We start from the raw sequence: 21,980 nt of genomic DNA, 5'->3' as shown, positions 1-21,980 counted from the left end.
TTTTTATTGATTTTTGTTCTGATTTTTTTGTGTAAAGAATCATTGCATTTATATGTGTTTTTGTGTACCTTGCAGGAAGTGTAAAGTTCTTGCGGGTGCGGGCATGAGCAAGGTTTATGGTGTTAGTCGCTTTATCATGGATAGTGGGGAGCGTTACTGCCTAGTGGTGGATCGATCAACGGGGCTGCCGCTCTACTACCCGAACCTCTACCTCACGACTCAGCTCCGCAACAGGAGCGTTGCATTTGCCACCGTGGAGGCTGAGGCCAGCCATCTGATCGTGTTCCTTCGTTTTCTTGACTGGCGTCAGATTGATCTCGATGAGCGCTTGTTCAAGGGGCGATTCTTCCAGGGGCACGAGATCGACGCCTTGCGCGATTTCACTCAAAGAAAGCCCTATAGGAACGCCTCATTCAACTCTCCGGTCCTGATGTTTCCCTTGGGTGAGATGAAGGAGTCCTTTGAGTTCGTCAGCAAGGGCACACAGTACTCTCGCTTGACGGCAATCGCGCACTTCTTTGGTTGGTATGCCAAGCACCTTCTTAATCGGGCCGGGAAGGATGTTTTGGATCAAATCGACAGGCTTTGTCGGCAAATCAAGGCTCGTCGCCCCAAGAATAAAAACAGGGCTGATAACCGGCGAGACAGATCCTTGAGCGACGAGCAGTTGGACGTGCTCTTTGAAGTGACCCGTCCGGGGACTGATCTCAATCCATTCTCCCCTTCGGTTCAACGCAGGAACCGTTTGATTATCCTCATGCTGTTCCACCTTGGCATTCGTGGCAGTGAATTGCTGAATATCAGAATCCGGGACATCAGGTTCGACAAGAATCAGCTCAAGATCGAGCGACGTGCCGACGACGAGCATGACCCGCGCACGAATGAGCCCAATGTGAAGACGCTGGAGAGGCTTCTTCCGTTGGGAGGAGTGCTTGTGAAGGAGTTGCATGACTACATCAGTCAGGATCGACGGAAGGTGCGCGTGCCTACCGACAGACATAACGACTTCCTGTTTCTCACTCATAAGCAGGGACCCACGAAAGGTAAGCCGATTTCAAAGTCCGCCTATTTCAAGGTCATGGCGGTCGTTCGTACTGTATCCCCCGACCTTTATGCGATGTCGGGACACATATTGCGCCACACATGGAACCGCAAGTTCTCCGAGAGAATGGATGCGATGGATGAATCTCCAAGTGAGGCACGTCAGGAGCAGATCCGATCCTATCTCATGGGATGGAAGGACGGTTCCGGCACCGCGGCTATCTACAATCGCCGATTTGTGGAAAAGAAAGGTCATGAAGCGGCATTGAAGATGCAGAACTCCATGGGTATTCGCATGCCAGAGGGGCTGAAAAATGATGCCTGATCCCTTCGTATTACCTGTCGTCGCTGAGCGGAGTTATCACGCTAGGGCTCCGGGCTACTCGTTTTTACTTTCGGATGAGTATTGGACCCTCGACAAGAATGTCCGCATTAACGTTGGACATGTCGGAAGCCTGCTGTCCGAGCCGACGCGGACAGGGTTCCTGCAAGCGCTGGCCTTTTACGCTTCAGAGTTGTCTTCGCATCATGTAAATAATGTTCACGATCGACTCAGACATATGCTCATCTCAACCGGAGCAGATGAAATAAACGAAGTGATGCTGATCAACTACCGGGCAACCCTGAATCCTCGCACGGAGTGGTACCTGGGCGTCATTAGCGGATTTCTGAGGCGCTGGCACCGTCTTGGCTATCCGGGCGTTTCCATGGATGTGATCCGCTTGCTTGATGGTTGGACCATCAAGGGGAACCGCAAGGGTGATGCGGTCAAGCGCAAAGACCCCGAAGCTGGCCCGCTGACGGATAATGAACTGCAAGCGTTCAATGAAGGAGCCGTCCAAGCCTTCGAGCGGGATGTCATATCGCTCTCAGAGATGGCCATGTGCTTGGTTACAAGCAGCACCGGCCGTCGTCCTATCCAGATATCCCATCTGCGGGTAGGAGACATCCTGAGCGGAAAAAACATGAAGAACGAGCCTCTCTATCTGCTGAATGTCCCACGCGGGAAGCAGCAACATGACTTCCGCGCCAGCTTCAAGCCGTTCGCCATCACGGAGGATCTATTGAGGATTCTGGATGCTCAGGCCAAGCACTCAATCAAGCAGGTTGAGGAGTTACTTGGCTTCAGACTTCAGCAGGCTGATCGTCAGCAGATTCCGCTGTTCCCTGATGTCGATGTGGTGAAATCCATTGCATCGCCTCGTGAGCTCCGTGATCTCTTGAAGACCGACAAGCTACACATCGCGTCAGCCGTGGTCTCCGACGTACTGCAATTCGTCGCTGATGCGGCAGGTATTCATTCCGAGCGTACTGGGGATGTGTTGCGCTTGAATGCCCGGCGCTTTCGCTACACCACCGGCACGCGGGCCGCACGAGAAGGGTTTGGCGAGCTTGTGATTGCTGAACTCTTGGATCACACGGATACCCAGAATGCGGGGGTCTACATCAAGAATATCCCTGAACACGTCAAGCGCCTGGATGAGGCCGTGGGGTTCCAGTTGGCGCCCTATGCCCAAGCGTTCGCGGGAGTTCTTGTCGATGCCGAGAAGCAAGCCAGGCGCGGTGGAGACCCGACAAGTCGCATCCGCACCGAGGGTGGGCGCGGAATTGGCACCTGTGGTGAGTTTGGATTTTGCGGAGCGAATGTCCCCATTCCTTGCTACACCTGTATGCATTTTCAGCCTTGGTTGGATGGCCCGCACGAGGAGGTCTACGCCCATCTCATTGATGAGCGAGATCGCTTGATTGATCTGACAGGCGATGTCCAGGTGACTACCGTTCTTGATCGAAGTATCCTTGCTGTTGCGGATGTGATCCAGAGATGCAATCGTCGCAGGGTCGAAATGAGTGAGCAGGGAGTGCTCATAAATGGCTGAGCTGTTCCTGTTCAAACCGAAGCACCAGTTGGCGGCTGAAGAAAACCTAAAGGCATTTATTGCTAAATGTCGAGATGAATTGACGGTCTTTGGTGCTGATCTTCCCTGGTTTGAGCCGATGTGGCCTGATGTCACGGTCTTCGCCAAGCTGGGCGTTAAGACCCGCAGGCCCAGTTCAAGTCAATGGATGGCTCCTGAGTTTATTGACTTCGCAAAAGCCTACTTTCGATACCAACAAGGCCATCGCCCAACCGGGGCAAAAAACGAATCCAAGGCCATGAGGGCTATTGAGGCAGCGTTGATTCAGGTCACGGGTGCTGCCGACATCAGCAAGCTTTCCATGGCCGTGCTCGATGAGGCGGCGCTATTGGCCCGGCAATACTACTCGGCGGGCGCTGCCTACCACTGCGGGCGTGAGATCGAGCGCCTAAGCGTGTTTGTCAGTGAGAACAAGTTGGTACCCGGCAGCGTCCATGGGTGGCGAAACCCCATCAAGCGTGCAGGCGACAAAAATAAAACAGGCAGAGCTGGTGGGATAGAGCGAGATAGCAAGCTGCCGGATGAAACAGCGCTAAACGCTCTCGCGGAAATTTTTGCCAACAATCCAACCCATGGTCGGGACATTTTTACGACCTCTGTCTTTGCCATGTTGATGTCTGCCCCCTCGCGCATTTCCGAGGTCCTGGCACTGCCTGTGGACTGTGAAGTGACGGAAACTGATCGTGATGGTGTTGAGCGCTATGGTTGGCGCTTCTTTTCAGGAAAGGGGTTCGAGGGCGACATCAAGTGGGTGCCGTCGACCATGGTTCCTGTTGCCAAGGAGGCTGTCAGGCGTCTCAGGGCTCTGTCTGAGAATGCGCGTCAACTCGCGAAATGGATTGAGGGCAATCCTACCAAGTTCTATCGCCACCGAGACTGTCCCCAAGTGCTGGATGACGCACCGCTGACCGTGGAGCAGGCTAGTCAGGCGATTGGTCTCGTACATGGGACCAAGCAGCAGAGTTATGCTGCTCTTCGTGGCAGGGGATTGGCTACGCAGGATGCTGTCCACACCCTCAACAGCCTGTGGCAATACGTGCTGAGCCGTCTTCCTAGCAACTTTCCTTGGTTTGATGAAGACAAGGGCATCAAGTACAGCAATGCGCTGTGCGTTCTAAATACATTTCAACTGACCGAAATGCTTGGGCCGGTTGGCTTGCCAGTGGAACTGCACAAACCGACCAACAACTTTTTTACCGGAGACTTGTCGCCACACGATGAGTTCAGCAAAACAATTTTTGACCGCCACGGCTACAGGTCTGAAATCGGTGGGCGCCTGAAGATGACCTCTCATCAAGCCCGGCACTTGCTGAACACCCTCGCGCAGAGGGGCGGGCTATCAAATCTGGAGCTTGCCAAATGGTCTGGGCGCGCAGACTCCAAGCAGAACCGCGTCTACAACCACATGACTGAGCATGAGTTGGTGAGCCTGGCCGAGCGTATCGATCCGTCCAAGGCGATTTTCGGGTCCGCTGGTGATGTCTGCAAGCATCTGCCGGTCTCCTCGCTAGAGTTCAACACCTTGGAGACCGCAGCGGTTCACGTCACAGAGTTTGGCTACTGCGTCCACGATTATGTGATGAGTCCCTGCGAGAAGTACCGGGACTGCCTCAACTGCACCGAGCATGTGTGCATCAAAGGCAACTCGGACAACCTTGCGCGCATCAAGGGTCGTCTTGAGAGAACGGAAATCCTTTATCTAAAGGCCCAGACTGCCATTGAACAAGGCGACATGTGGGCCGATCGCTGGTTCCAGTACCACGAGAAAAGCGTTACGAGACTTCGTGAGCTGGTCTCCATCATGGAACGCCCGGATATCGAGGATGGGGCGCAAATCAAGCTGAGAGGCAACGATTTCAGCCAACTTCGTCGCGTGGTCGCGAAGAAATCGGTGGGCGCCATTGAGGGGCATAGCGAGGCCCATGACGATGCTCAGGAGATGCTGAAAGATCTGACGAAAATACTGGGAGGCGGCTTTGGCTAAGCATCTGACACAGCACGACGTTGTTGCAATCGTTGATCTCATCCATGGATGGGAAGGGTCGAAGCTGACCTGGGATGCAATTTGCGATGCAGCCGAACCGCTGGTAGGTAAAAAGCCCACCAGGCAATCCCTGACGGCTCATAACGCGATCGCGACAGCCTACATGGTCGTTAAGAAAGGGGTGAAGGAAAGAGGCCCGAGAAATCCACGCCCTGTAAGTCTCAAGAGTGCTTCTGAGCGCATCGCCAAGCTGGAGCGTGAAATTGAGCAGTTAAAGGAAGAGAATCGTGCTTACAAGCAGCAATTTGTCCTTTGGCAATACAATGCCTACAAATACGGCCTGAAAGATCATCAACTGATGGAACCGCTACCCAAGATTGATCGCGAGCGATCCGATGGTCGGACGGTTTGAATTTTACAAGGAAGGCACCGGACGACATGGCAACCAAAGAAGCCCAAGCTCGCATCAAGATCAACAAACTCCTCGAAGAGGCCGGCTGGCGCTTCTTCGGTGATGTCCATGGCAAAGCCAATGTGATGCTTGAGCCAAACGTCAAACTAACCAAAGCCAAAATTGATGCATTGGGTGACAACTTCGAGACCACCAGCAACGGATTCATCGACTTCCTGCTCCTGGACGAACAGAGCTTTCCCCTTGTCGTGCTGGAAGCCAAGTCCGAAGACAAGAATCCTCTGATCGGCAAAGAACAGGCTCGCAAGTACGCCAAATCCCAAAAGTGCCGCTTCGTCATTCTCTCGAACGGCAACCTGCACTACTTCTGGGATCTGGAGCAGGGCAATCCGCACATCATCACCCGCTTCCCTACACAGGAATCCATCAAGGGCTATCACCGCTTTCAGCCCAATCCGCAGCGACTCATCACCGAACTGGTGGGCAAGAACTACATCGCCCTGACCCAAATGCCGAACTATGCCGCCGAAGCCGGCTGGAACAATCCGGCAGAACGTGATGCTTTCATCCAGAAAAACCGTTTGCGATTCCTGCGCGACTACCAAAAGCGTGCCGTCCAGGCGATCCAGGATGCCGTGGCCGAGGGCAGCAGCCGTTTCCTGCTTGAAATGGCGACCGGCACAGGCAAGACACTGACGGCAGCAGCCATCATCAAATTGTTCCTGCGCACCGGCAACGCGCGCCGAGTGCTGTTTTTGGTGGATCGGCTGGAACTGGAAGATCAGGCCAACAAGGCATTCATCGCGCAGCTTAAAAACGATTACACCTCGGTGATCTACAAAGAACGCCGCGACGAATGGCGCAAGGCCGGGATCGTCGTCACCACCGTGCAGTCGCTGCTTTTCAACGACAAGTACAAGCGCCTGTTTTCACCGACCGACTTCGATCTGGTCATTTCCGACGAAGCCCACCGCTCCATCGGCGGCAATGCCCGTGCCGTATTCGAGTATTTCGTGGGCTACAAGCTAGGACTGACGGCCACGCCGCGCGACTACCTGAAGAAGTACGACGCCAGCAAACCCAGCACACGCGACCCGCGCGAAACCGAGCGCCGCCTGCTGCTCGATACCTACCGCACCTTCGGCTGCGAATCCGGCCAGCCAACTTTCCGCTACTCACTGCGTGATGGCGTGCGTGATGGCTTCCTCATAAATCCCGTGGTCGTCGATGCCCGCACTGATATCACCACGCAACTGCTTTCCGACGAGGGTTATGCCGTTGCTAATACCAATGAAAATGGCGGCGCGGAGGAAGAAAACTTCTTCCAGAAAGATTTCGAGAAGACGTTTTTTTCAGAAGCCACCAATCGCCTCTTTTGCCAGACCTTCCTCGCCAACGGCCTGCGTGACCCGATCAGCCACGAATTTGGCAAAGCCATCGTGTTCGCGGTCAGCCAGAACCACGCCGCCAAGCTGACGCAGATTTTCAACGAGCAGGCCAACACCCTTTGGCCGGGACGTTACCAGTCGGATTTCGCGGTACAGGTGACTTCCCAGATTCCCGATGCGCAGCAATACACCATCAACTTCACCAACAACAACCTGCTGGGCTCGGCCAATTTTCTCGATGCCTACAAGACCAGCAAGGCGCGGGTATGCGTCACGGTCGGCATGATGACTACCGGCTACGACTGCCCGGACATCCTCAATCTAGCACTCATGCGTCCGGTGTTCTCGCCCTCCGACTTCGTGCAGATCAAGGGGCGAGGCACGCGCAAGCACAGCTTCCTCGAACAGCTTTTCGACATTCATCTCAAGGAGCAGATTGGCAAGCAGGAAAAGACCCAATTCAAATTCTTCGACTTCTTTGCCAACTGCGAATACTTTGAAGAAAAGTTCAACTACGACGAGGTGTTGAAACTGCCCAGGCCGGGCAGCGACACAGGTGACGGCGAAGGTGGCGGCACAACTATTGGTTCAGGCGGCGAATACATCCACGGTGGCATTGACAACATTCACCATGTCAAAGAAGAAGCCGTCGGCCCGCTGGGCATGAAAATCGACCGCAGGTTCTTCGAAGCTTTCGAGAACACCGTCAAGGCCGATACCGCCCTGCAAACCTACGTTGATAACGCGCAGTGGGGGCACGCGGTCGATTACGTCACCTCGCAAGTCCTCAACAAGCCTTCAGAATTCTTCACGCTCGACAAACTGCGCCGCGCTGCTGGCGTAGATCGTCGCCTGACCCTGCGCGAGATTCTGGAGAAGATTTTCGGCCTGATCCCCAAATTCAAAAGCAAGGACGAACTGCTCGAAGACGAATTCCAGAAGTTTCTGCTCGACCAGCCAGCGGAAGGGTTGGCGAAACATGCGGACGCCATCGTTGCGCTTAAATATTTCTTCAAAGCGTATGCCACCGACGGCCGTCTGCGCGACATCATCGAAAAGCGCCAGCTGACCGAACTCAACGTCAACCCCGCCTTCAGCATGGCCGACTTCAAAGCCGTGCCCAAGGAATGGCGCGAGCGCCTCCCGGAATACGTCAAGGATTACGTCTCTCTCAACCAATTCATGCAGTAGAAAACAGCCCCCACCATGCTCGACACCGATACCAAACGCCGAATCGACACCTGCCGCGACATCCTCGTCGGCAAAGTGCCCGACCCCAAATCGCAGGTTGAACAAATCACCATCGCACTCATTTACAAATTCATGGACGACATGGATGCCGAAGCGGAAGAACTGGGCGGCAAGCGCAGCTTCTTTGCCGGCAACTACGCCAAATATGGCTGGGCTGGGCTCATGTCACCCAGCATGGGCGGTTTCGACGTGCTGGCGCTGTACTCCGAAGCCATCGGCAAGATGAACGAGAATCCCGGCATCCCGGCGCTGTTTCGCGACATTTTCAAGAATGCCTATTTGCCCTACCGCGACCCGGAAACCCTGCGCAGCTTCCTCAAGGAAATCGACGGCTTCACCTATGACCACTCCGAACGACTCGGCGACGCCTTCGAATACCTGCTCTCCGTCCTCGGCAGCCAGGGCGACGCCGGCCAGTTCCGTACCCCGCGCCACATCATCGACTTCATGGTCGAAGTCATCGACCCGAAGAAAAACGAAGTCATCCTCGACCCCGCCTGCGGCACGGCGGGCTTCCTGATTTCGGCGTGGAAACACATCCTCGCGCAGAACACACGGGAACGCGCCGGTGACCTTCTCACCCCCGACGAACGCCAGACCCTCGCCGCCAACATCCTCGGCTATGACATCTCGCCGGACATGGTGCGGCTGTCCCTGGTCAACCTGTATCTGCACGGCTTCAGCAACCCGCACATCGTCGAATACGACACGCTGACCAGCGAAGACAAGTGGAACGAAACCGCCGACGTCATCCTCGCCAACCCGCCGTTCATGTCGCCGAAGGGCGGCATCAAGCCGCACAAACGTTTCTCCATCCAGGCCAAGCGCAGCGAAGTGCTGTTCGTCGATTACATGGCCGAACACCTGCGCACCAATGGCCGTGCCGCCATCATCGTGCCGGAAGGCATTATTTTTCAGAGCCAAACCGCCTACAAAGCCCTGCGCAAGATGCTGGTGGAAAACAGCCTGATCGCCGTCATCTCCCTGCCCGCCGGCTGCTTCAACCCCTATTCCGGCGTGAAAACCTCGATCCTGATCCTCGACCGCGCGCTGGCGAAAAAGGCCGATAGCATCGCCTTCTTCAAGGTCGAAAACGACGGCTACGGCCTAGGCGCGCAACGCCGCGCCTTCGACAAGAATGACCTGCCGCAGGTCAAGGCTGAGCTTGCCGAATATCTTCAGGCGCTGCGCAGTGGGCGGGCAGTTGATGAATGCCAGCCCACCTGCGGACTGATCGTGGCGAAGGACAAGATCGCCGCGAATGGCGACTACAACCTAAGCGGGGAGCGCTATCGGGAGGGGGCAGCTTCCAATCATTCCTTCCCGCTCGTCTCTCTCGGCGAAGAGAGCTTCTTCCGCGTGGAAAGTGGCGGCACGCCCAAGTCCGATGTGGAGGAGTATTGGGGCGGTGGCATTCCTTGGGCAACGCTCGTTGATCTCCCCGCAACCAACTTCATTTCCCAAATCACCACGACGAAGCGGACGATCTCCGAAAAAGGCCTGCGCGAATCTTCGGCAAAGATTATCCCTGCGAACTCGGTCATTGTTTCGACCCGCGCTACGATTGGCCGCATCGCCATCAACCGCGTTCCCATCGCTACGAATCAAGGCTTCAAGAATGTTGTAATCCAAGATTCGGCGCGAGCCTTGCCAGAGTTTGTCGCACTCGCGCTTACCAAGCTCGTGCCTACGATGGAAGCATGGGCGACCGGCGGAACGTTCGCTGAAATTTCCAAATCCAAGTTCTGCGAGCTCCAAATCCCCCTGCCACCGCTGGAGGTGCAGAAGGAAATCGTGGCGGAGATCGAGAGCTACCAGAGCGAAATCGCGCGGCTCAAGAATGCCATCGTGGATGAAGAGACAAAAATCCAAGAAGCGCTCGCCCGCGTCTGGGGTGAAGAAGATGCCTCAGCCGCCCCGGAGGCTTAAGCCATGGACGAAGCCACCGAACTCGCCGACTACTTGCCACTTTACTTCAAGGCCCCGAAGGAACAGGAGTACATCGATTTTCTGTGGGACGCCTTTGAGACGAACTACAAGCACGGCAAATACCAGTTCGCCTTCCTGGCCTACCACATGCTCACCATGAGCTTCATGTACTTCAACATCTGGCAGATCAGACAGAACCGACCGGATGACTTCGAGAAAGGGCTGATTGGCTTCAGCAAGGACATTGAAAAAACTCTGATGGGCGCGTCCTCGCCCTTCGTGTTCAGCACCGTGAACGAGCGCAGCATCCTGCGCTTGCTCAAGCTCATTGCTTGCGACAACGGCAAGATCGGTACTTATGCCAAGTTGGTAGATGACCGCAATGAAACTGCCCACCCGAATGGCCAGATTCTTTACAGCACCCAAGCCGCACTCGATACCAAGATCGCTGAAGAGCTGCGCGTGGTAGCGGAAATCCAGGCTCACTCGAAACCCATCATCGAAGACAGCTTCCGGGAATTCCTGCTCCAGAACCACGACCCCGAAGAGCGCGAATATGCCGACGACGCCGATCAAATCCGCGAGGTGCTGATTCACGCGAACTATCTGTCACAGAAGGATGTGGAAATTTGCCTTGGTTTCGACACCGGCACCCTGGCGGACCATCCAAGCTATCTTGCAATCAAGGCGTTCCATAACAGCCTGGTGGCGAACTACTCAGCCGAGACGGACTCATAAGAGGAAATGGCATGGCGCAACCCAAGATCGAGTCCTGGTCCGACTTATCCTTGACCGAACTGTTTTATGCCTTCAGGAAGGCCAAGACAGACTGCTATTTTGAACGCTCGCTCTTTGTTGCCCGCGACTTCGTTGATTACGAGTCAACCTTGCCGGCACGGCTGGCAAGCTTATTAGAGCGCCTCCAGACCGGCCAGATTGTCGATGTGCTCACGGAAAACCTGGGCGAGCCGCGCCTAGTCGCCAAGAAGCTGTCATCTAAACCCAAAGCGGACAAGAAAATACCGAATGGGCATGGTTTCTTCTCCAAGCCTGATCGCGCTTTCCAACACCTCTGCGACACGCATGACCTGACTCCTGAATTCCGCTTGGTTGGCGATTTCCCGGTAGAGATGCATGTCCTGTCCGCGCTCTGGATAAATCTGGTCGGACACAAGTTCGATGCGGCACTTACCAGGTCGGCTTATGGCTCCCGCTTACGCAGGTATCGGCCAGAGCCAGGCTCGCCCGAAGGCACGCTCGGTTCTTATCACACCGAGGGCATCGGATCATTCCAACCGTATTTCGCACCCTATCGGCAATGGCGGGAACGGGGACTCAAGGCAATCCGCGAAGAGCTGGAAGCCGAGCGGTCTGTCATTGCCATCACGATGGATTTGACCAGTTACTACCATCGGATTGATCCGGTGTTCATGAAGGATGAGCGCTTCCTGAAATATGCGCGCATCGAATTGGAGCCGTGGGAGCTGGAGTTCACCACAGCGTTTGCAGATGCCCTTGCGATTTGGTCCGACAGGACTTTAGTAATACTGGACGAACTGGGGTGCAAGCCCAAGAAAGGCGAAGGGCCGCTCGTTGGCGGCCTGCCTATCGGTCTCTCCATTTCCCGCGTGGTGTCGAATGCCCTGCTGATTGGCCTTGACCGTGAAATCGAGCAACAGCTAAGCCCTGTCTACTACGGCAGGTATGTGGACGACATTTTCATCGTTCTGCATGACCCTGGGGATGTGGTCAATTTCCCGCAATTGCAGACGTTCATCGCCAAGCGGACGACGTGCTTCCCACGACCGAAAAAGGGTCAGGAAGAAATCTATCTGCAATTGCCGGGGGGGTACCAGGGAAAGACCTCGCTGTTGCTGCAACAGTCGAAGCAGAAGGTCTTTTTCCTTGAGGGACAAGGCGGTGTGGATTTGCTGGACAGCATCGAGTCCCAGATTCGGAGCGTATCGAGCGAACGCCGCTTGATGCCAAACCCTGACAAGCTGGAGTCCATGGCCGCTGCCAAGGTATTGGCTGCCGCCGGGCAGGCATCCGAGGAAGCGGATACATTGCGCAGGGCTGACGGATTGTCCGTCAGGCGGCTGGGATGGTCTGTCTTGTTGCGTGCAGTGGAGATCCTGTCGCGGGACTTGCGTCGAAATGACTGGAAGGACGAACGCAGCAAGTTCTATAAATTTGCCCTGAGTCACATCCTCCGGCCAGACAAGATTTTCGACCACTTGGACTATCTGCCGCGCTTGTTATCGATTGCCGTGGCTTTGAAGGACTGGCCGGACGCAAAGCGCCTATTCGATGCGGCGATAACCTCTCTGACAGAGGTTGAGAAGGCAACGGAAAAGAAATGTGTCCGTGTCAACGGACATGACACAGCCCCGGACAAAATCCTCTGGACCGAATGGGAGTCCATCCGGGGCGGTGTGAGGAGATCTGCTGCGGACGCTATCTCCAGATCACTGCGCTGGGGAAAAGCGGAAGGGGGGATGCAACCCCTGCCCGAAGTTGCGCAGAAGCTTTGTGCTGATGTTGGCCTGGTAGGTACGGAAGAAGACTTGGAGGTTGTCTCGCTTGCAATTCGCGAGGCTGACTGGGCGAAGACATCCTATAAGGATCATCTGCGCAGGGATACTATTCGGCAGCGTCCATCCGTCAGCGATGAGGCGTCTTTGGTCAGTTGCTATGAGCGCGTTGAAGACCTCTCTGACTTCCTACGAAAATCAGCAGTTAACAATGACCTGAGCACTTTTCGAGTGCACCCCCGAGCAGCTAAACCGATTGGGGAGGTCGAGTCCGCATCCCTCTTACCTTATCTGTTTCCCACACGTCCCTATACGACAGAAGAGGTTTCACTGTTTCTGCCGGATGATTGTGTTTTTGTCGGTAAGGGCGGAGACAAGAAGACCCCAGCCAGGAATTGGGCGCGCTATGTCCGAGCGCTGAGAGGTGCGTGGGTTTGGGAATCGCTTCTTGTCGAGCCTACAGCGGAAGAGGCAAGTGATACCAACCCGGATGACATCAAACTGGCCATTCTGGATGGCAGACGTCACAAGCAAGTTTTCCTTGGCATCAGCAGCCTGTTGACCTCAGATGAGACCTGGAAGGATGCGGCCAGTGGCCGTTCCGATTTGTCTAGGTCACGGTATAAGCGAATTGAGGATGTGGTGAATCAGACCCTTCAGGCAAGCCCGAGACCCACGCATTTGCTGTTGCCAGAGCTGTCACTACCCGAACGTTGGCTTGGCACCGTCAGTAGTCTACTTCGGGACTCAGGAATCAGCTTGATTGCCGGCCTGGACTATCACGTTGCGAAAGACACTATTCACAGCGAGGCCGTTCTCGTCCTTGCTGATGACCGTCTAGGCTTCCCCGCATTTGTTCGGCTGCACCAGCCCAAGACACAGCCTGCCCCAAGGGAAGATTTCCTGTTACAGCGGGATTTCGGCAAGCACTGGACCACATTTCTTTCCGCTCGTGACACAAAGCCCGTTTACCTCCACAAAGGTTTTGCCTTTGGCGTATTGATCTGCTCAGAGCTTCAGAATGTTCAGCACCGACTGAATTTCCAAGGGGCGGTGGACTGCATGATGGTTCTGTCCTGGAACCAAGACCTTGAGACATTCTCGGCGCTGGTGGAGTCATCCAGCTTGGATGTTCACGCGTATGTGGCCTTGGTCAACAACAGGCGCTTTGGTGACAGTCGTGTGCGTGTCCCCGAAAAAACCAATCACAAGCGCGATGTCTGTCGGCTTCGCGGAGGCGAGAACGAGCATGTTGTAGTAGTCAAACTAGATGCCGAAAAACTTCGGGAATTCCAAAGTCGGTCTAAGCGCTGGCCTGATCCAGATGATCCGTTCAAGCCTGTGCCGGAGGGATTTAAGATCCTTGCTTATCGGATGGTCATCCCCTCATAGCACGGAGTGACGCTCCATCAGCCTACGACTCCAGCCATCGGATCACTTTACGAAGAAATACCTGTCCGAGAAGGGCGTGGAAATCTGCCTAACCATTGATATTAGCACTTGCATCAAAAATGAGAACTATCCGGTGAGCGTGGTGCGATGGTTTTTCGCAAGTCTGCTGGGCGGATATGATGTGACTTCAGCTGAGCTTAGAGACCAATAGAGTGAGGTTATGATAAGCTTTGACCCGCCACTTCCCGAGTGTGTCACCGACACCTTTATGACCCCATAGCGCAAGAATTTGCGCCGGATGTGGTTTAAATTTTACGATTTAATTTACAGATTGGTGTTTGATTTTATTTTTAGTTTATTTAAATCAAATGCTTATCTTGATGTGGAGTTTGGTGTAAGGTGTTTGGAACCGTTCTGACCTTTACCTGATGTAAAAGTGTTGCAATGGTTCGCGCCTAATTCTTAAGCAATCCTCGGCTTAATATGGTCAGATCTTCTTCTGCCAGAACATGGCTTTGCCCATTTCCGGGCGAAGCTCGTAGCGATTGAATCCAAATGCCCGATAAGCGGATTGGGCTACATGGTTGCCTTCCAGAACCTCCAGTGTCAGCTTGCTGCAGCCAAGCTCAATGGCTGTTTCTTCGACTTTTCCCAGCAACCGCTTAGAAAGCCCCCGCCCTCGATACGCCGAGGCGACCATGAAGTCATGGATATTCAATAACGGTTTGCAATCGAAGCTGGAGAACCCTTCGATGCATAGCGCAAGTCCGGCAGGGTTTCCATCCACGAAAGCAAGGATGACGTGGATGTTCGGGCGTTTCTTGAGCTCGGCAATCAAGTTATGTTTTGCAAATGCAGTCAGTTCACTACCTCCGCCCATGTCGTCCTTGGCGTATTCGTTCAATAGCCAAACCGTGGCGTCGGCGTGTTCTTGAAGGGATAAATCGGCAGTGAAGATGTGTTCCATGGGGTTTTACGGGCAGGTCGGTTGGTTGCGACAGAAATTATTCATCGGTTCGGGTTACTTGGGGGGATTGAGCCAGCGAATCGCACAGGGCGCGGCCGTATCCTGCTTGAGCGCGTCGTTGATGAACTCGAGCACGGGCTGCATCAGCGTATCGAACTGCCACGGCGGGTTGATGATCAGCAGGCCGGAGCCGGTGAGTCGATTGCCCGGTTCATCGGGGAAAACACTGTTTTCGATGGTCAGTACCGGACGCGGCGTGCTCTTGGCAATCCGGTTGAGCCATCGATCGAGATAGGGGCGTTGCTTGATCGGGTACCACAGGGCATAGACGCCGGTTTCAAACCGTTGCAATCCGGCCTGCAAGGCGGCGGCAATATCGTCGCGCTCCTGGGGCTGTTCATAGGGCGGGTCGATCAGAATCAGACCGCGCCGCTCCAGTGGCGGCAAATCGGCTTTAAGCGCAGCCAGCCCCTCGCCATCCCGTGCGATGACCCTGCGGTCGGGAATGCAAGGCTCTTGCATGGGGCGCTGAGCGAGATTGCGACTCAATTCCCGGGCGACCTTGGGCACCAGCTCAACGCCAATATAACGATCCTGCGGGCGCAGAACACAGACAGCAAGCAGTGGGGAACCGGGGTAGTGGCTCAAATGAAGGATGGACCCGAACCGTTCGATCTGTTCGAGATAAAACCGAATCAGATCCGGCACCGTGTTGGCGGCTTGCGTTGCCTGCACGAGTCGCCCGATACCGCCTGTTGCTTCATCACTGCGACGGGCTTCGGACGCTTGCAGGTCGTACAGACCCGCACCGGCATGGGTTTCGAGCAAGAGGAAACCGGTCGGCTTTTGCTGCATCAGCTCGATGAGCTGTAAAAGTACGAGGTGCTTTAGGACATCGGCATGATTACCGGCGTGGAAGTGATGTTGGTAATTCATGGTCTCTACCGGGCAGGGGTTCAAATGTTCAACGATACGCATCATACGTGTTGTGCGTGATTTCACGATGTGGCGCCATTTTGTTCCATTTTTTTGAAAAAAGGGGGGCAGCACTTTTTTGAACAAGTGCGCATCCCTCTTTGAAAAAAGGGGGTGAATCAGTCTTTTGGTTGAATCAATGCGTCTCCCCCTTTGTAAAAGGGGGAATGAGGGGGATTTAAGGAGTCGATAAAAGGGGCAAGATAGATGACAGATTTACCCGATCACACCATACTGTGTGTGATCCTGAGTAAAACGCTCTGGATGTCACTGGATGTCTGTCACCCGGGATGAAGTGACATGCTTGCCGGAGCACTTGATGGAACGCGCGCTGCCGTGCAGGGTCATAAAATCCGCTCGGGCAAAGCAAATCAACACCAGGGAGTCTTTGTGGACCTTGAATCACATGCATCGGTTTGTGTCGGAATTATTTCCGATACGCATGGTGCCATCGAAAATTCGATCCTCGCACTCATGCAGCAGTGCGATGTCATCGTGCATGCCGGGGATATCTTGAATCCCGATATTTTGCGCCGTGTGACGCCGAAAACAGGCCATGTGATTGCCGTTCGCGGCAACAACGATACGGTCGAACAATGGCCGATCGGCACGGCCGATCTGCTCGAATCCCTGCCGGAAGTAGCCACCCTGCGATTGCCCGGAGGCGTGCTGGCCGTCGAGCATGGCCATCGGGTCAATCCGGCCCATCAACGGCATCATAAGCTGCGAGTGCGCCATCCCGAGGCCCGGGCCGTGATCTACGGTCATACGCATCATCGCATCATCGATACCAGCGAGCCGATCTGGGTGCTCAACCCGGGCGCGGCCGGCAAGGTACGCGCCTATGGTGGCTCCGGTTGTCTGCTGCTGCATGCCACGGCTGAGCGCTGGTGGGTCGAAGAAAAAACACTGCCCAATCTGCGCGCCGGTTCGGCATAATCTCCAACCCCTGAACCACACTGCGGCGTCAGCCTCGTCATGATCGCGCCGCTTGAGGAGTGATCAACGAAATGGCGAAGATTCTGGGTATTGGCATTGCGACCCTGGATATCATCAACGAGGTCGCTGGTTATCCTGTTGAGGACAGCGAGCAACGCGCTCTGGCGCAACGGCAGCGCACCGGCGGAAATGTCACCAACACATTGACGGTACTGCGGCAGTTCGACCATGACTGCGCGCTGGCCGCCGTACTGACCCCGGATGCCGATGGTCGTCAGATTCAGGAAAAACTGGCGCAACGGGGCATCGACCTGAGTTACGCTCAAATCCTGGGGTTCGGGCATGCGCCCACCTCGTACATCACTCTGAATCGCCAGAATGGCAGCCGCACCATCATCCATTATCGCGATTTGCCCGAATTCGATCTCAACGCCTTCCTCAAGATCGACCTTGCGCCGTTCGACTGGCTGCATTTCGAAGGTCGTCATTGTATGGATACGGCCGCCATGCTGGCGATGGCGCGCAGAGCGGCGGGCACGAAGATACTTTCCCTTGAGGTGGAAAAAGAGCGTCCCTACCTCGATCAGCTGTTTCCTTTTCCCGATGTGGTCTTCTTTTCGCGCGCCTTTGCGGAGCAACGGGGATTTGCTGACCCGGAAACCTTCTTGAATGCGGCGCATCAATGGGCGCCACAGGCGGTGCTGGTGTTGGGTTGGGGGGCGACCGGCGCCTATCTGAAGGAACGCCATAACGATTCCGTTCAGCTGGTGCCCGCACAGCCTGTGCCGAGCGTGGTCGACAGCATCGGCGCTGGCGATACGTTGATTGCCGGTGTCATTCATGCCCGAGCGAGTCAGGCGAGCGCCGATTGGCATGCAGCCGTCACATTTGGTGTGCGGTTGGTGGAGCGGAAAATCCAGCAACTCGGCTTTGATGGTTTGGCCGTAGATCCAAATGCAAAGAACCAACCGCTCTGCCATCTGGATGACTTAGGCCCGGAAGACGCCATGGGCGTGCAACCGGTCAATGGTGTGCCCACCGTCATCGTGGTTCGAGACCATCGCGCGATCCGCGCGTACCGCAATCTGTGCCCGCACAATGGCTCCGCTTTGTCCAAGGGCGTTCGCGGGTTTCTGGCCGACAAGTCAACTGGGCCATCGGATGGTATGTCCTTGCGTTGTACACTCCATAATGCGTATTTCGAACCGCTGACAGGGGCGTGTACGGGCGGCCCCTGCCCCGGTACGCATCTGACCCCTGTGGCTATTCGGCAGGTTGGTGAGATGATTTATTTGGATGATCTGGATGAAAATGCTCACCCGACCGGCAAATGAGGCATTGAATCCGTGAGATTATCGGTCAGGATTTAGATATGCTGTCGTGCTGATGAAGTATGAGACCCGAGTGATTCGGTAAAAGGATTTTGAGCATGTTGTTTCCCCTCCCGCTGCACTGCGACGTCGAGCGACCATGAACGAAGATCGAGTTGGCCTCACCTCTTTGCCGCAACGTCCATGCGATTATGCCGAGGCATGGTTGTGGGTGGATGTAAACGGGCAGAGCGCGCTCACGGCGACGCAGGCGATTACGTCGCTGGACGCCATTGCGCCTATCGATCAAATTCTGGAGACCTTGCCGCAGAGCGATGCATGGAACCAGCCCATAGGCCAAATCGGCCCCATGGAAAATATCCGTGACTGGATTTGGCAAGCACACTGGTTAAGCGCCGACCGGCTCGATGGTTCCCACTCTCCCCTTGATGATGCAAACCTTCCGAACATCGGTGGGCGGCGTCTGCTGCATGTTTCGCTTTACCCGCGCCTACCCGACGATGCCATCGGGTGGATCGACAGCCTCCCGGATTGTGTGATCGGCCGCGATGCGAATCAGGCGGTCGTGTACCGCAACAGGGCGGCACAGACGTTTAACAACCCTTCATTGCTCGATCAACTCAGTCAGGGTGTGCCCGCCCAGTGTGCCGAAGGCGTGATAGAAGACCAAGTGTCGGTCAATGATCATGGCCGCCTGCGACACTTCCAGCGGCTGCTGATTGCTGCGCCGTCTCCTGCTTCGGAAGTCAAAGACTTTCTGGTGCTCTATGAGTTGACCACGCCCAAGGCCCTGAGCAACGCGGAGGGTGATTACGGCCAGTTGATGGAGTTGCTGGTTGAGGCGACCCACGATCTGATCGTGATCAAAGACCCCGAAGGGCGCTGGTTGTTCGCCAATTCATCCATTGTCCACAGTCTAGGGCTGGAGCATGTCGTATGGCTCGGCAAAACTGATCGGGAGCTGGTCGGTCTGGCCCCTCCCCCCGTCAGGGGCGCCCTGCAGTTTTGCCATGAAACAGACATGGCTGCCTGGAACCAAGGCCAGCAAATCAGGCACCTGGAGACTATTCCCTGCGAGGACGGGCACAGCTTGATCGTGGATGTGATCAAGCAACCCGTCTTCGATGATAAGGGCAAACCCCGCGCCATCATCGTGGTTGGCCGCGACGTGACGGAGCTGCACACCACGCAGGAGCAGTTCCAGATACTGGCCAGTCAGGATGAGTTGACCGGCCTGCTCAACCGCCGATTCTTTCAGGTCGAGGCACAGCGCTGGATCGACATGCTGAGCGACGATGGCGCCAAACACCTGGCTTTGCTGGTGTTCGACCTGGATTACTTCCGTTCGATCAACGACAGCTACGGCCATGAGTGTGGTGATCAACTGCTGCAGGAAATGGCGCGCCGATTGCAAAACGAATGTGTCGCCAGTCCGTTGCTTATTGCCAGAATGGGTGGCGATGAGTTCGCCATTCTGGTGGAAACAGACAACAAGCCAGAATCACTGAGCGCGCTGGGTGAGCAGGTAAAGTCACTGACAGCTCGTCCCTTCCAGATCGGGCACCTGACCCTCTTCACCTCGGCGAGCACAGGGATCGTGATCTGGCCGGAGCACGGTCGATCCATTGGGGAATTGCTGCATCAAGCCGATTCGGCCATGTATGCCGCCAAGGAACAGGGGCGCAACGGCCACGCCATTTTTTCGCCACAAATCATGGAGCATCAGAATCGGCAATCGGCGCTGCTGACTGCATTGCGCCAGAGTCAGGCCCAGGGGCAATTCTCCCTCGTTTATCAGGTACAGCAAAATGCGAGCAGCCTGGCCATCACCGGGGTTGAAGCCTTGCTGCGTTGGCAGGCGCCCTCGCCGGAACTGGCTGCCGGCCCGGATCAATTCATCCCTTTGCTTGAAAAATCAGGGTTGATTATCGACGTGGGCGGCTGGGTGCTCGATGAAGCCTGCCAACAAATCGCCCGCTGGCGGGAATATATCGGCGAACGGATTACCGTGGCGGTGAACGTATCCAGCATCCAGCTGCATTCGCCCTGCTTTACCGGGCGGGTACGTGCAGCGCTCAAAAAATCCGGAATCAATCCATCCCTGCTGGAGCTTGAGTTGACGGAGACCGCGCTCGTCAACGACCCCGCCAAGGCAGCAAGCACACTCATCGAACTGAAAAAGCTTGGCGTTCAGCTGGCGTTGGATGACTTCGGCACCGGCTACTCTTCCTTGAGTTACCTGACGCAGTTCGAATTCAACCGGCTCAAGATCGATCAAAGCTTTGTGCGCGATATTCTCGTTGACCCGAAGGATCTGGTGATCGTCAAGGCGATCGTGGCCATGGGCCATGCCTTGGGGCTCGAAGTGGTCGCAGAGGGTGTGGAAACGATGGCAGAGCGCGACCTGCTCGATTCCCTGGGGTGTGACTCCTTTCAGGGGTACTTGGTCGGCCGGCCCGGCAAGCCGGAAGAAATATCCCCCATGCTGGGCGTTGGATTGTTATGATTCATCAATTTGATTAATAGGATGGTTTCATCATGTCTCGTGCCGAACGCATAAAAAAACTGATCGAAGATCAACTGGCCCCCGTTCATCTTGAAATAGAGAACGAGTCGCACCAGCACGCAGGCAATCGGGAAGAAACGCATTTCCGCCTGGTGATCGTCGGTTCCTTGTTCGAGGGGGAAGGCCTGCTGGCCAGGCATCGACGCGTTCAGGCGTTATTGCAAGCCGAGCGTGAAGGCGGGATGCACGCCTTGTCCCTGCATACGTTCACGCCATCCGAATGGCAGGCCAAAGGCGCGTCAGCGGCCCCGTCCCCTGCTTGCGCGGGACAGAACCACTAGCCGCGCCGGTCAATCAAAGGACTTGGCCATGTGGCATTGGATTCGCCAACTCTGGGCAGCCAAACCCACGACACCGCCCGCTCACATACCGCGTCAGCGCGAGTACGGCGTGGCCGCAGGCAAGCCGGAGCCGATTTCGGACATTGTCATTCCTGATGCGGAACAGGCATCGCTGCTTTTTTTCCAAAAACTTTTGAATGCACCGGAGCATCCGCCCGGATATAAGGATGAGTTGCGTCCTGAAGAAACCCGATGGCTTGGCGCCCGAATTGAGGATCTCAAACGGACACCCACACAACTGACGCAGCTGGTGCCACGCCTGCCCAGCGTATTGCCCAAGCTCATGTCGGCGTTGAACAACCCGGATACACCCATTCGTACCCTGACGGGGTTGATCGAGTCCGATCCTGTGATCTCGTCCATGGTCCTGCGGCTCATCAACAGTCCGGCCATGCGCGTGCGTCGGGAAAATATCGAGTCTCTGGATCAGGCGGTGATGCTGCTCGGTTTTTCTGGCATGCGCGAAGTCGTTTCGGCAGCCATGTTCAGCCCGATTGGACAACTGGGTCGCATCGAGGGCGCCAATCCCTTGCTGGTGCACGACATCTGGCCAATCAGCCTGCGCGCGGCCAATGCACTCCGTTTGGGGCTGAAAACGCGATCCGATCATCCAAGACCCGCATTATCGTCCAACGAAGCGTTCGACCTGTATCTGTCGGTCCTGATCGAGCACACGGGCTTGATCGCGCTGTTGCGGCAGAAACCATTGACCGGGCCGGATACCAGCGCCACCTATCTGGCGCGTTTCCGGGCGTTGGTGCCCGCCTATTCGGCGCGGATAGCGGAGGCTTGGGAATTATCCGAAAACACCATCCGGCTTATTCATTCCGCGCCCGCAGAACTGGAACAGCTTCGTGCGCAAGCGCGTTATTTCTCAGTAGCCTGTGCATTGAATCGGCGAGGTGAGCTGGATCAGGCTCAATTCCTGCACCTGTGTCGGCAATTGCCGGATTACGCAAGGGGATGGTACGACTTGTGCGTCACGGCTCACGTCAGTGCCGATTAGCCAATCGG

The 21,980-nt window shown here is 55.6% G+C and carries 15 protein-coding genes; 13 read left to right on the top strand and 2 right to left on the bottom strand.

Annotation, left to right across the window (positions count from 1 at the left end; all coding sequences use genetic code 11):
• Window positions 1-103: 103 nt before the first annotated feature.
• Genes PHD44_RS00965 through PHD44_RS00930 form a run of 8 tightly spaced genes read left to right on the top strand, consistent with a single transcriptional unit; the run spans window position 104 to window position 13,847 of the window.
• Window positions 104-1,366 carry a site-specific integrase gene (locus PHD44_RS00965; protein ID WP_300186996.1) on the top strand — a complete coding sequence of 421 codons (1,263 nt, stop codon included), beginning with the start codon at window positions 104-106 and terminating at the stop codon, window positions 1,364-1,366.
• Entirely contained in the window at window positions 1,356-2,918 is a 1,563-nt protein-coding gene (locus PHD44_RS00960; RefSeq protein ID WP_300186993.1) for a site-specific integrase, read from the top strand. The genes PHD44_RS00965 and PHD44_RS00960 overlap by 11 nt, the downstream gene beginning before the upstream one ends.
• Window positions 2,911-4,941: a hypothetical protein gene (locus PHD44_RS00955; RefSeq protein WP_300186990.1), complete on the top strand. Its 2,031-nt coding sequence runs from the start codon at window positions 2,911-2,913 to the stop codon at window positions 4,939-4,941. Before PHD44_RS00960 ends, PHD44_RS00955 begins: the two co-directional genes overlap by 8 nt.
• On the top strand, window positions 4,934-5,353 hold the full coding sequence (locus tag PHD44_RS00950; protein ID WP_300186987.1) for a hypothetical protein: 420 nt from the start codon (window positions 4,934-4,936) through the stop codon (window positions 5,351-5,353). Before PHD44_RS00955 ends, PHD44_RS00950 begins: the two co-directional genes overlap by 8 nt.
• Before the next feature lie 26 nt (window positions 5,354-5,379).
• Window positions 5,380-7,932, top strand: coding sequence for a DEAD/DEAH box helicase family protein (locus PHD44_RS00945; RefSeq protein ID WP_300186984.1), 2,553 nt, complete (start codon window positions 5,380-5,382; stop codon window positions 7,930-7,932).
• Between the two features lie 15 nt (window positions 7,933-7,947).
• The gene (locus tag PHD44_RS00940; protein WP_300186981.1) at window positions 7,948-9,921 is read left to right on the top strand and encodes an N-6 DNA methylase; all 1,974 of its coding nucleotides are present in this window, start codon (window positions 7,948-7,950) and stop codon (window positions 9,919-9,921) included.
• 3 nt (window positions 9,922-9,924) lie between these two features.
• A complete protein-coding gene (locus tag PHD44_RS00935) occupies window positions 9,925-10,659 on the top strand; it encodes a hypothetical protein (RefSeq protein ID WP_300186979.1) in 735 nt (244 codons plus the stop codon).
• 11 nt (window positions 10,660-10,670) lie between these two features.
• A complete protein-coding gene (locus PHD44_RS00930; RefSeq protein WP_300186976.1) occupies window positions 10,671-13,847 on the top strand; it encodes a hypothetical protein in 3,177 nt (1,058 codons plus the stop codon).
• A gap of 487 nt (window positions 13,848-14,334) precedes the next feature.
• Here the strand turns inward: PHD44_RS00930 and PHD44_RS00925 are convergent, their stop codons facing one another.
• The gene (locus PHD44_RS00925) at window positions 14,335-14,814 is read right to left on the bottom strand and encodes an N-acetyltransferase (RefSeq protein WP_300186974.1); all 480 of its coding nucleotides are present in this window, start codon (window positions 14,812-14,814) and stop codon (window positions 14,335-14,337) included.
• 54 nt (window positions 14,815-14,868) lie between these two features.
• Entirely contained in the window at window positions 14,869-15,750 is an 882-nt protein-coding gene (locus tag PHD44_RS00920; RefSeq protein WP_300186970.1) for a 23S rRNA (adenine(2030)-N(6))-methyltransferase RlmJ, read from the bottom strand.
• Window positions 15,751-16,179: 429 nt separating this feature from the next.
• On the opposite strand from PHD44_RS00920, the gene PHD44_RS00915 reads away from it, so the two are divergent.
• From PHD44_RS00915 to PHD44_RS00895, 5 genes are all read left to right on the top strand, one after another.
• Window positions 16,180-16,728, top strand: coding sequence for a metallophosphoesterase family protein (locus tag PHD44_RS00915; protein ID WP_300186967.1), 549 nt, complete (start codon window positions 16,180-16,182; stop codon window positions 16,726-16,728).
• A 71-nt stretch (window positions 16,729-16,799) separates the two neighbouring features.
• Window positions 16,800-18,062 (top strand): PfkB family carbohydrate kinase, encoded by a 1,263-nt coding sequence (locus PHD44_RS00910; protein WP_300186965.1) that lies wholly within the window; start codon window positions 16,800-16,802, stop codon window positions 18,060-18,062.
• Between the two features lie 136 nt (window positions 18,063-18,198).
• Window positions 18,199-20,565, top strand: a complete 2,367-nt coding sequence (locus PHD44_RS00905) for a bifunctional diguanylate cyclase/phosphodiesterase (protein ID WP_300186962.1) — start codon at window positions 18,199-18,201, stop codon at window positions 20,563-20,565.
• A gap of 32 nt (window positions 20,566-20,597) precedes the next feature.
• Complete coding sequence (locus PHD44_RS00900; protein ID WP_300186959.1) at window positions 20,598-20,906, top strand: BolA family transcriptional regulator; 309 nt, start codon at window positions 20,598-20,600, stop codon at window positions 20,904-20,906.
• A 28-nt stretch (window positions 20,907-20,934) separates the two neighbouring features.
• Window positions 20,935-21,972 carry an HDOD domain-containing protein gene (locus PHD44_RS00895; protein WP_300186956.1) on the top strand — a complete coding sequence of 346 codons (1,038 nt, stop codon included), beginning with the start codon at window positions 20,935-20,937 and terminating at the stop codon, window positions 21,970-21,972.
• The last annotated feature ends 8 nt before the right edge of the window (window positions 21,973-21,980 follow it).

It is taken from the genome of Halothiobacillus sp. (assembly GCF_028710545.1).
Taxonomy (GTDB): Bacteria; Pseudomonadota; Gammaproteobacteria; order Halothiobacillales; family Halothiobacillaceae; genus Halothiobacillus.
This window is presented reverse-complemented; position numbering and strand designations above follow the sequence as displayed.

Bases quoted from the DNA above. Each gene is read 5' to 3' on its own strand.
- PHD44_RS00965 (WP_300186996.1), top strand. From the start codon at position 104: ATGAGCAAGGTTTATGGTGTTAGTCGCTTTATCATGGATAGTGGGGAG.
- PHD44_RS00960 (WP_300186993.1), top strand. From the start codon at position 1,356: ATGATGCCTGATCCCTTCGTATTACCTGTCGTCGCTGAGCGGAGTTAT.
- PHD44_RS00955 (WP_300186990.1), top strand. From the start codon at position 2,911: ATGGCTGAGCTGTTCCTGTTCAAACCGAAGCACCAGTTGGCGGCTGAA.
- PHD44_RS00945 (WP_300186984.1), top strand. From the start codon at position 5,380: ATGGCAACCAAAGAAGCCCAAGCTCGCATCAAGATCAACAAACTCCTC.
- PHD44_RS00940 (WP_300186981.1), top strand. From the start codon at position 7,948: ATGCTCGACACCGATACCAAACGCCGAATCGACACCTGCCGCGACATC.
- PHD44_RS00935 (WP_300186979.1), top strand. From the start codon at position 9,925: ATGGACGAAGCCACCGAACTCGCCGACTACTTGCCACTTTACTTCAAG.
- PHD44_RS00930 (WP_300186976.1), top strand. From the start codon at position 10,671: ATGGCGCAACCCAAGATCGAGTCCTGGTCCGACTTATCCTTGACCGAA.
- PHD44_RS00925 (WP_300186974.1), bottom strand. From the start codon at position 14,814: ATGGAACACATCTTCACTGCCGATTTATCCCTTCAAGAACACGCCGAC.
- PHD44_RS00920 (WP_300186970.1), bottom strand. From the start codon at position 15,750: ATGAATTACCAACATCACTTCCACGCCGGTAATCATGCCGATGTCCTA.
- PHD44_RS00910 (WP_300186965.1), top strand. From the start codon at position 16,800: ATGGCGAAGATTCTGGGTATTGGCATTGCGACCCTGGATATCATCAAC.
- PHD44_RS00905 (WP_300186962.1), top strand. From the start codon at position 18,199: ATGAACGAAGATCGAGTTGGCCTCACCTCTTTGCCGCAACGTCCATGC.
- PHD44_RS00900 (WP_300186959.1), top strand. From the start codon at position 20,598: ATGTCTCGTGCCGAACGCATAAAAAAACTGATCGAAGATCAACTGGCC.
- PHD44_RS00895 (WP_300186956.1), top strand. From the start codon at position 20,935: ATGTGGCATTGGATTCGCCAACTCTGGGCAGCCAAACCCACGACACCG.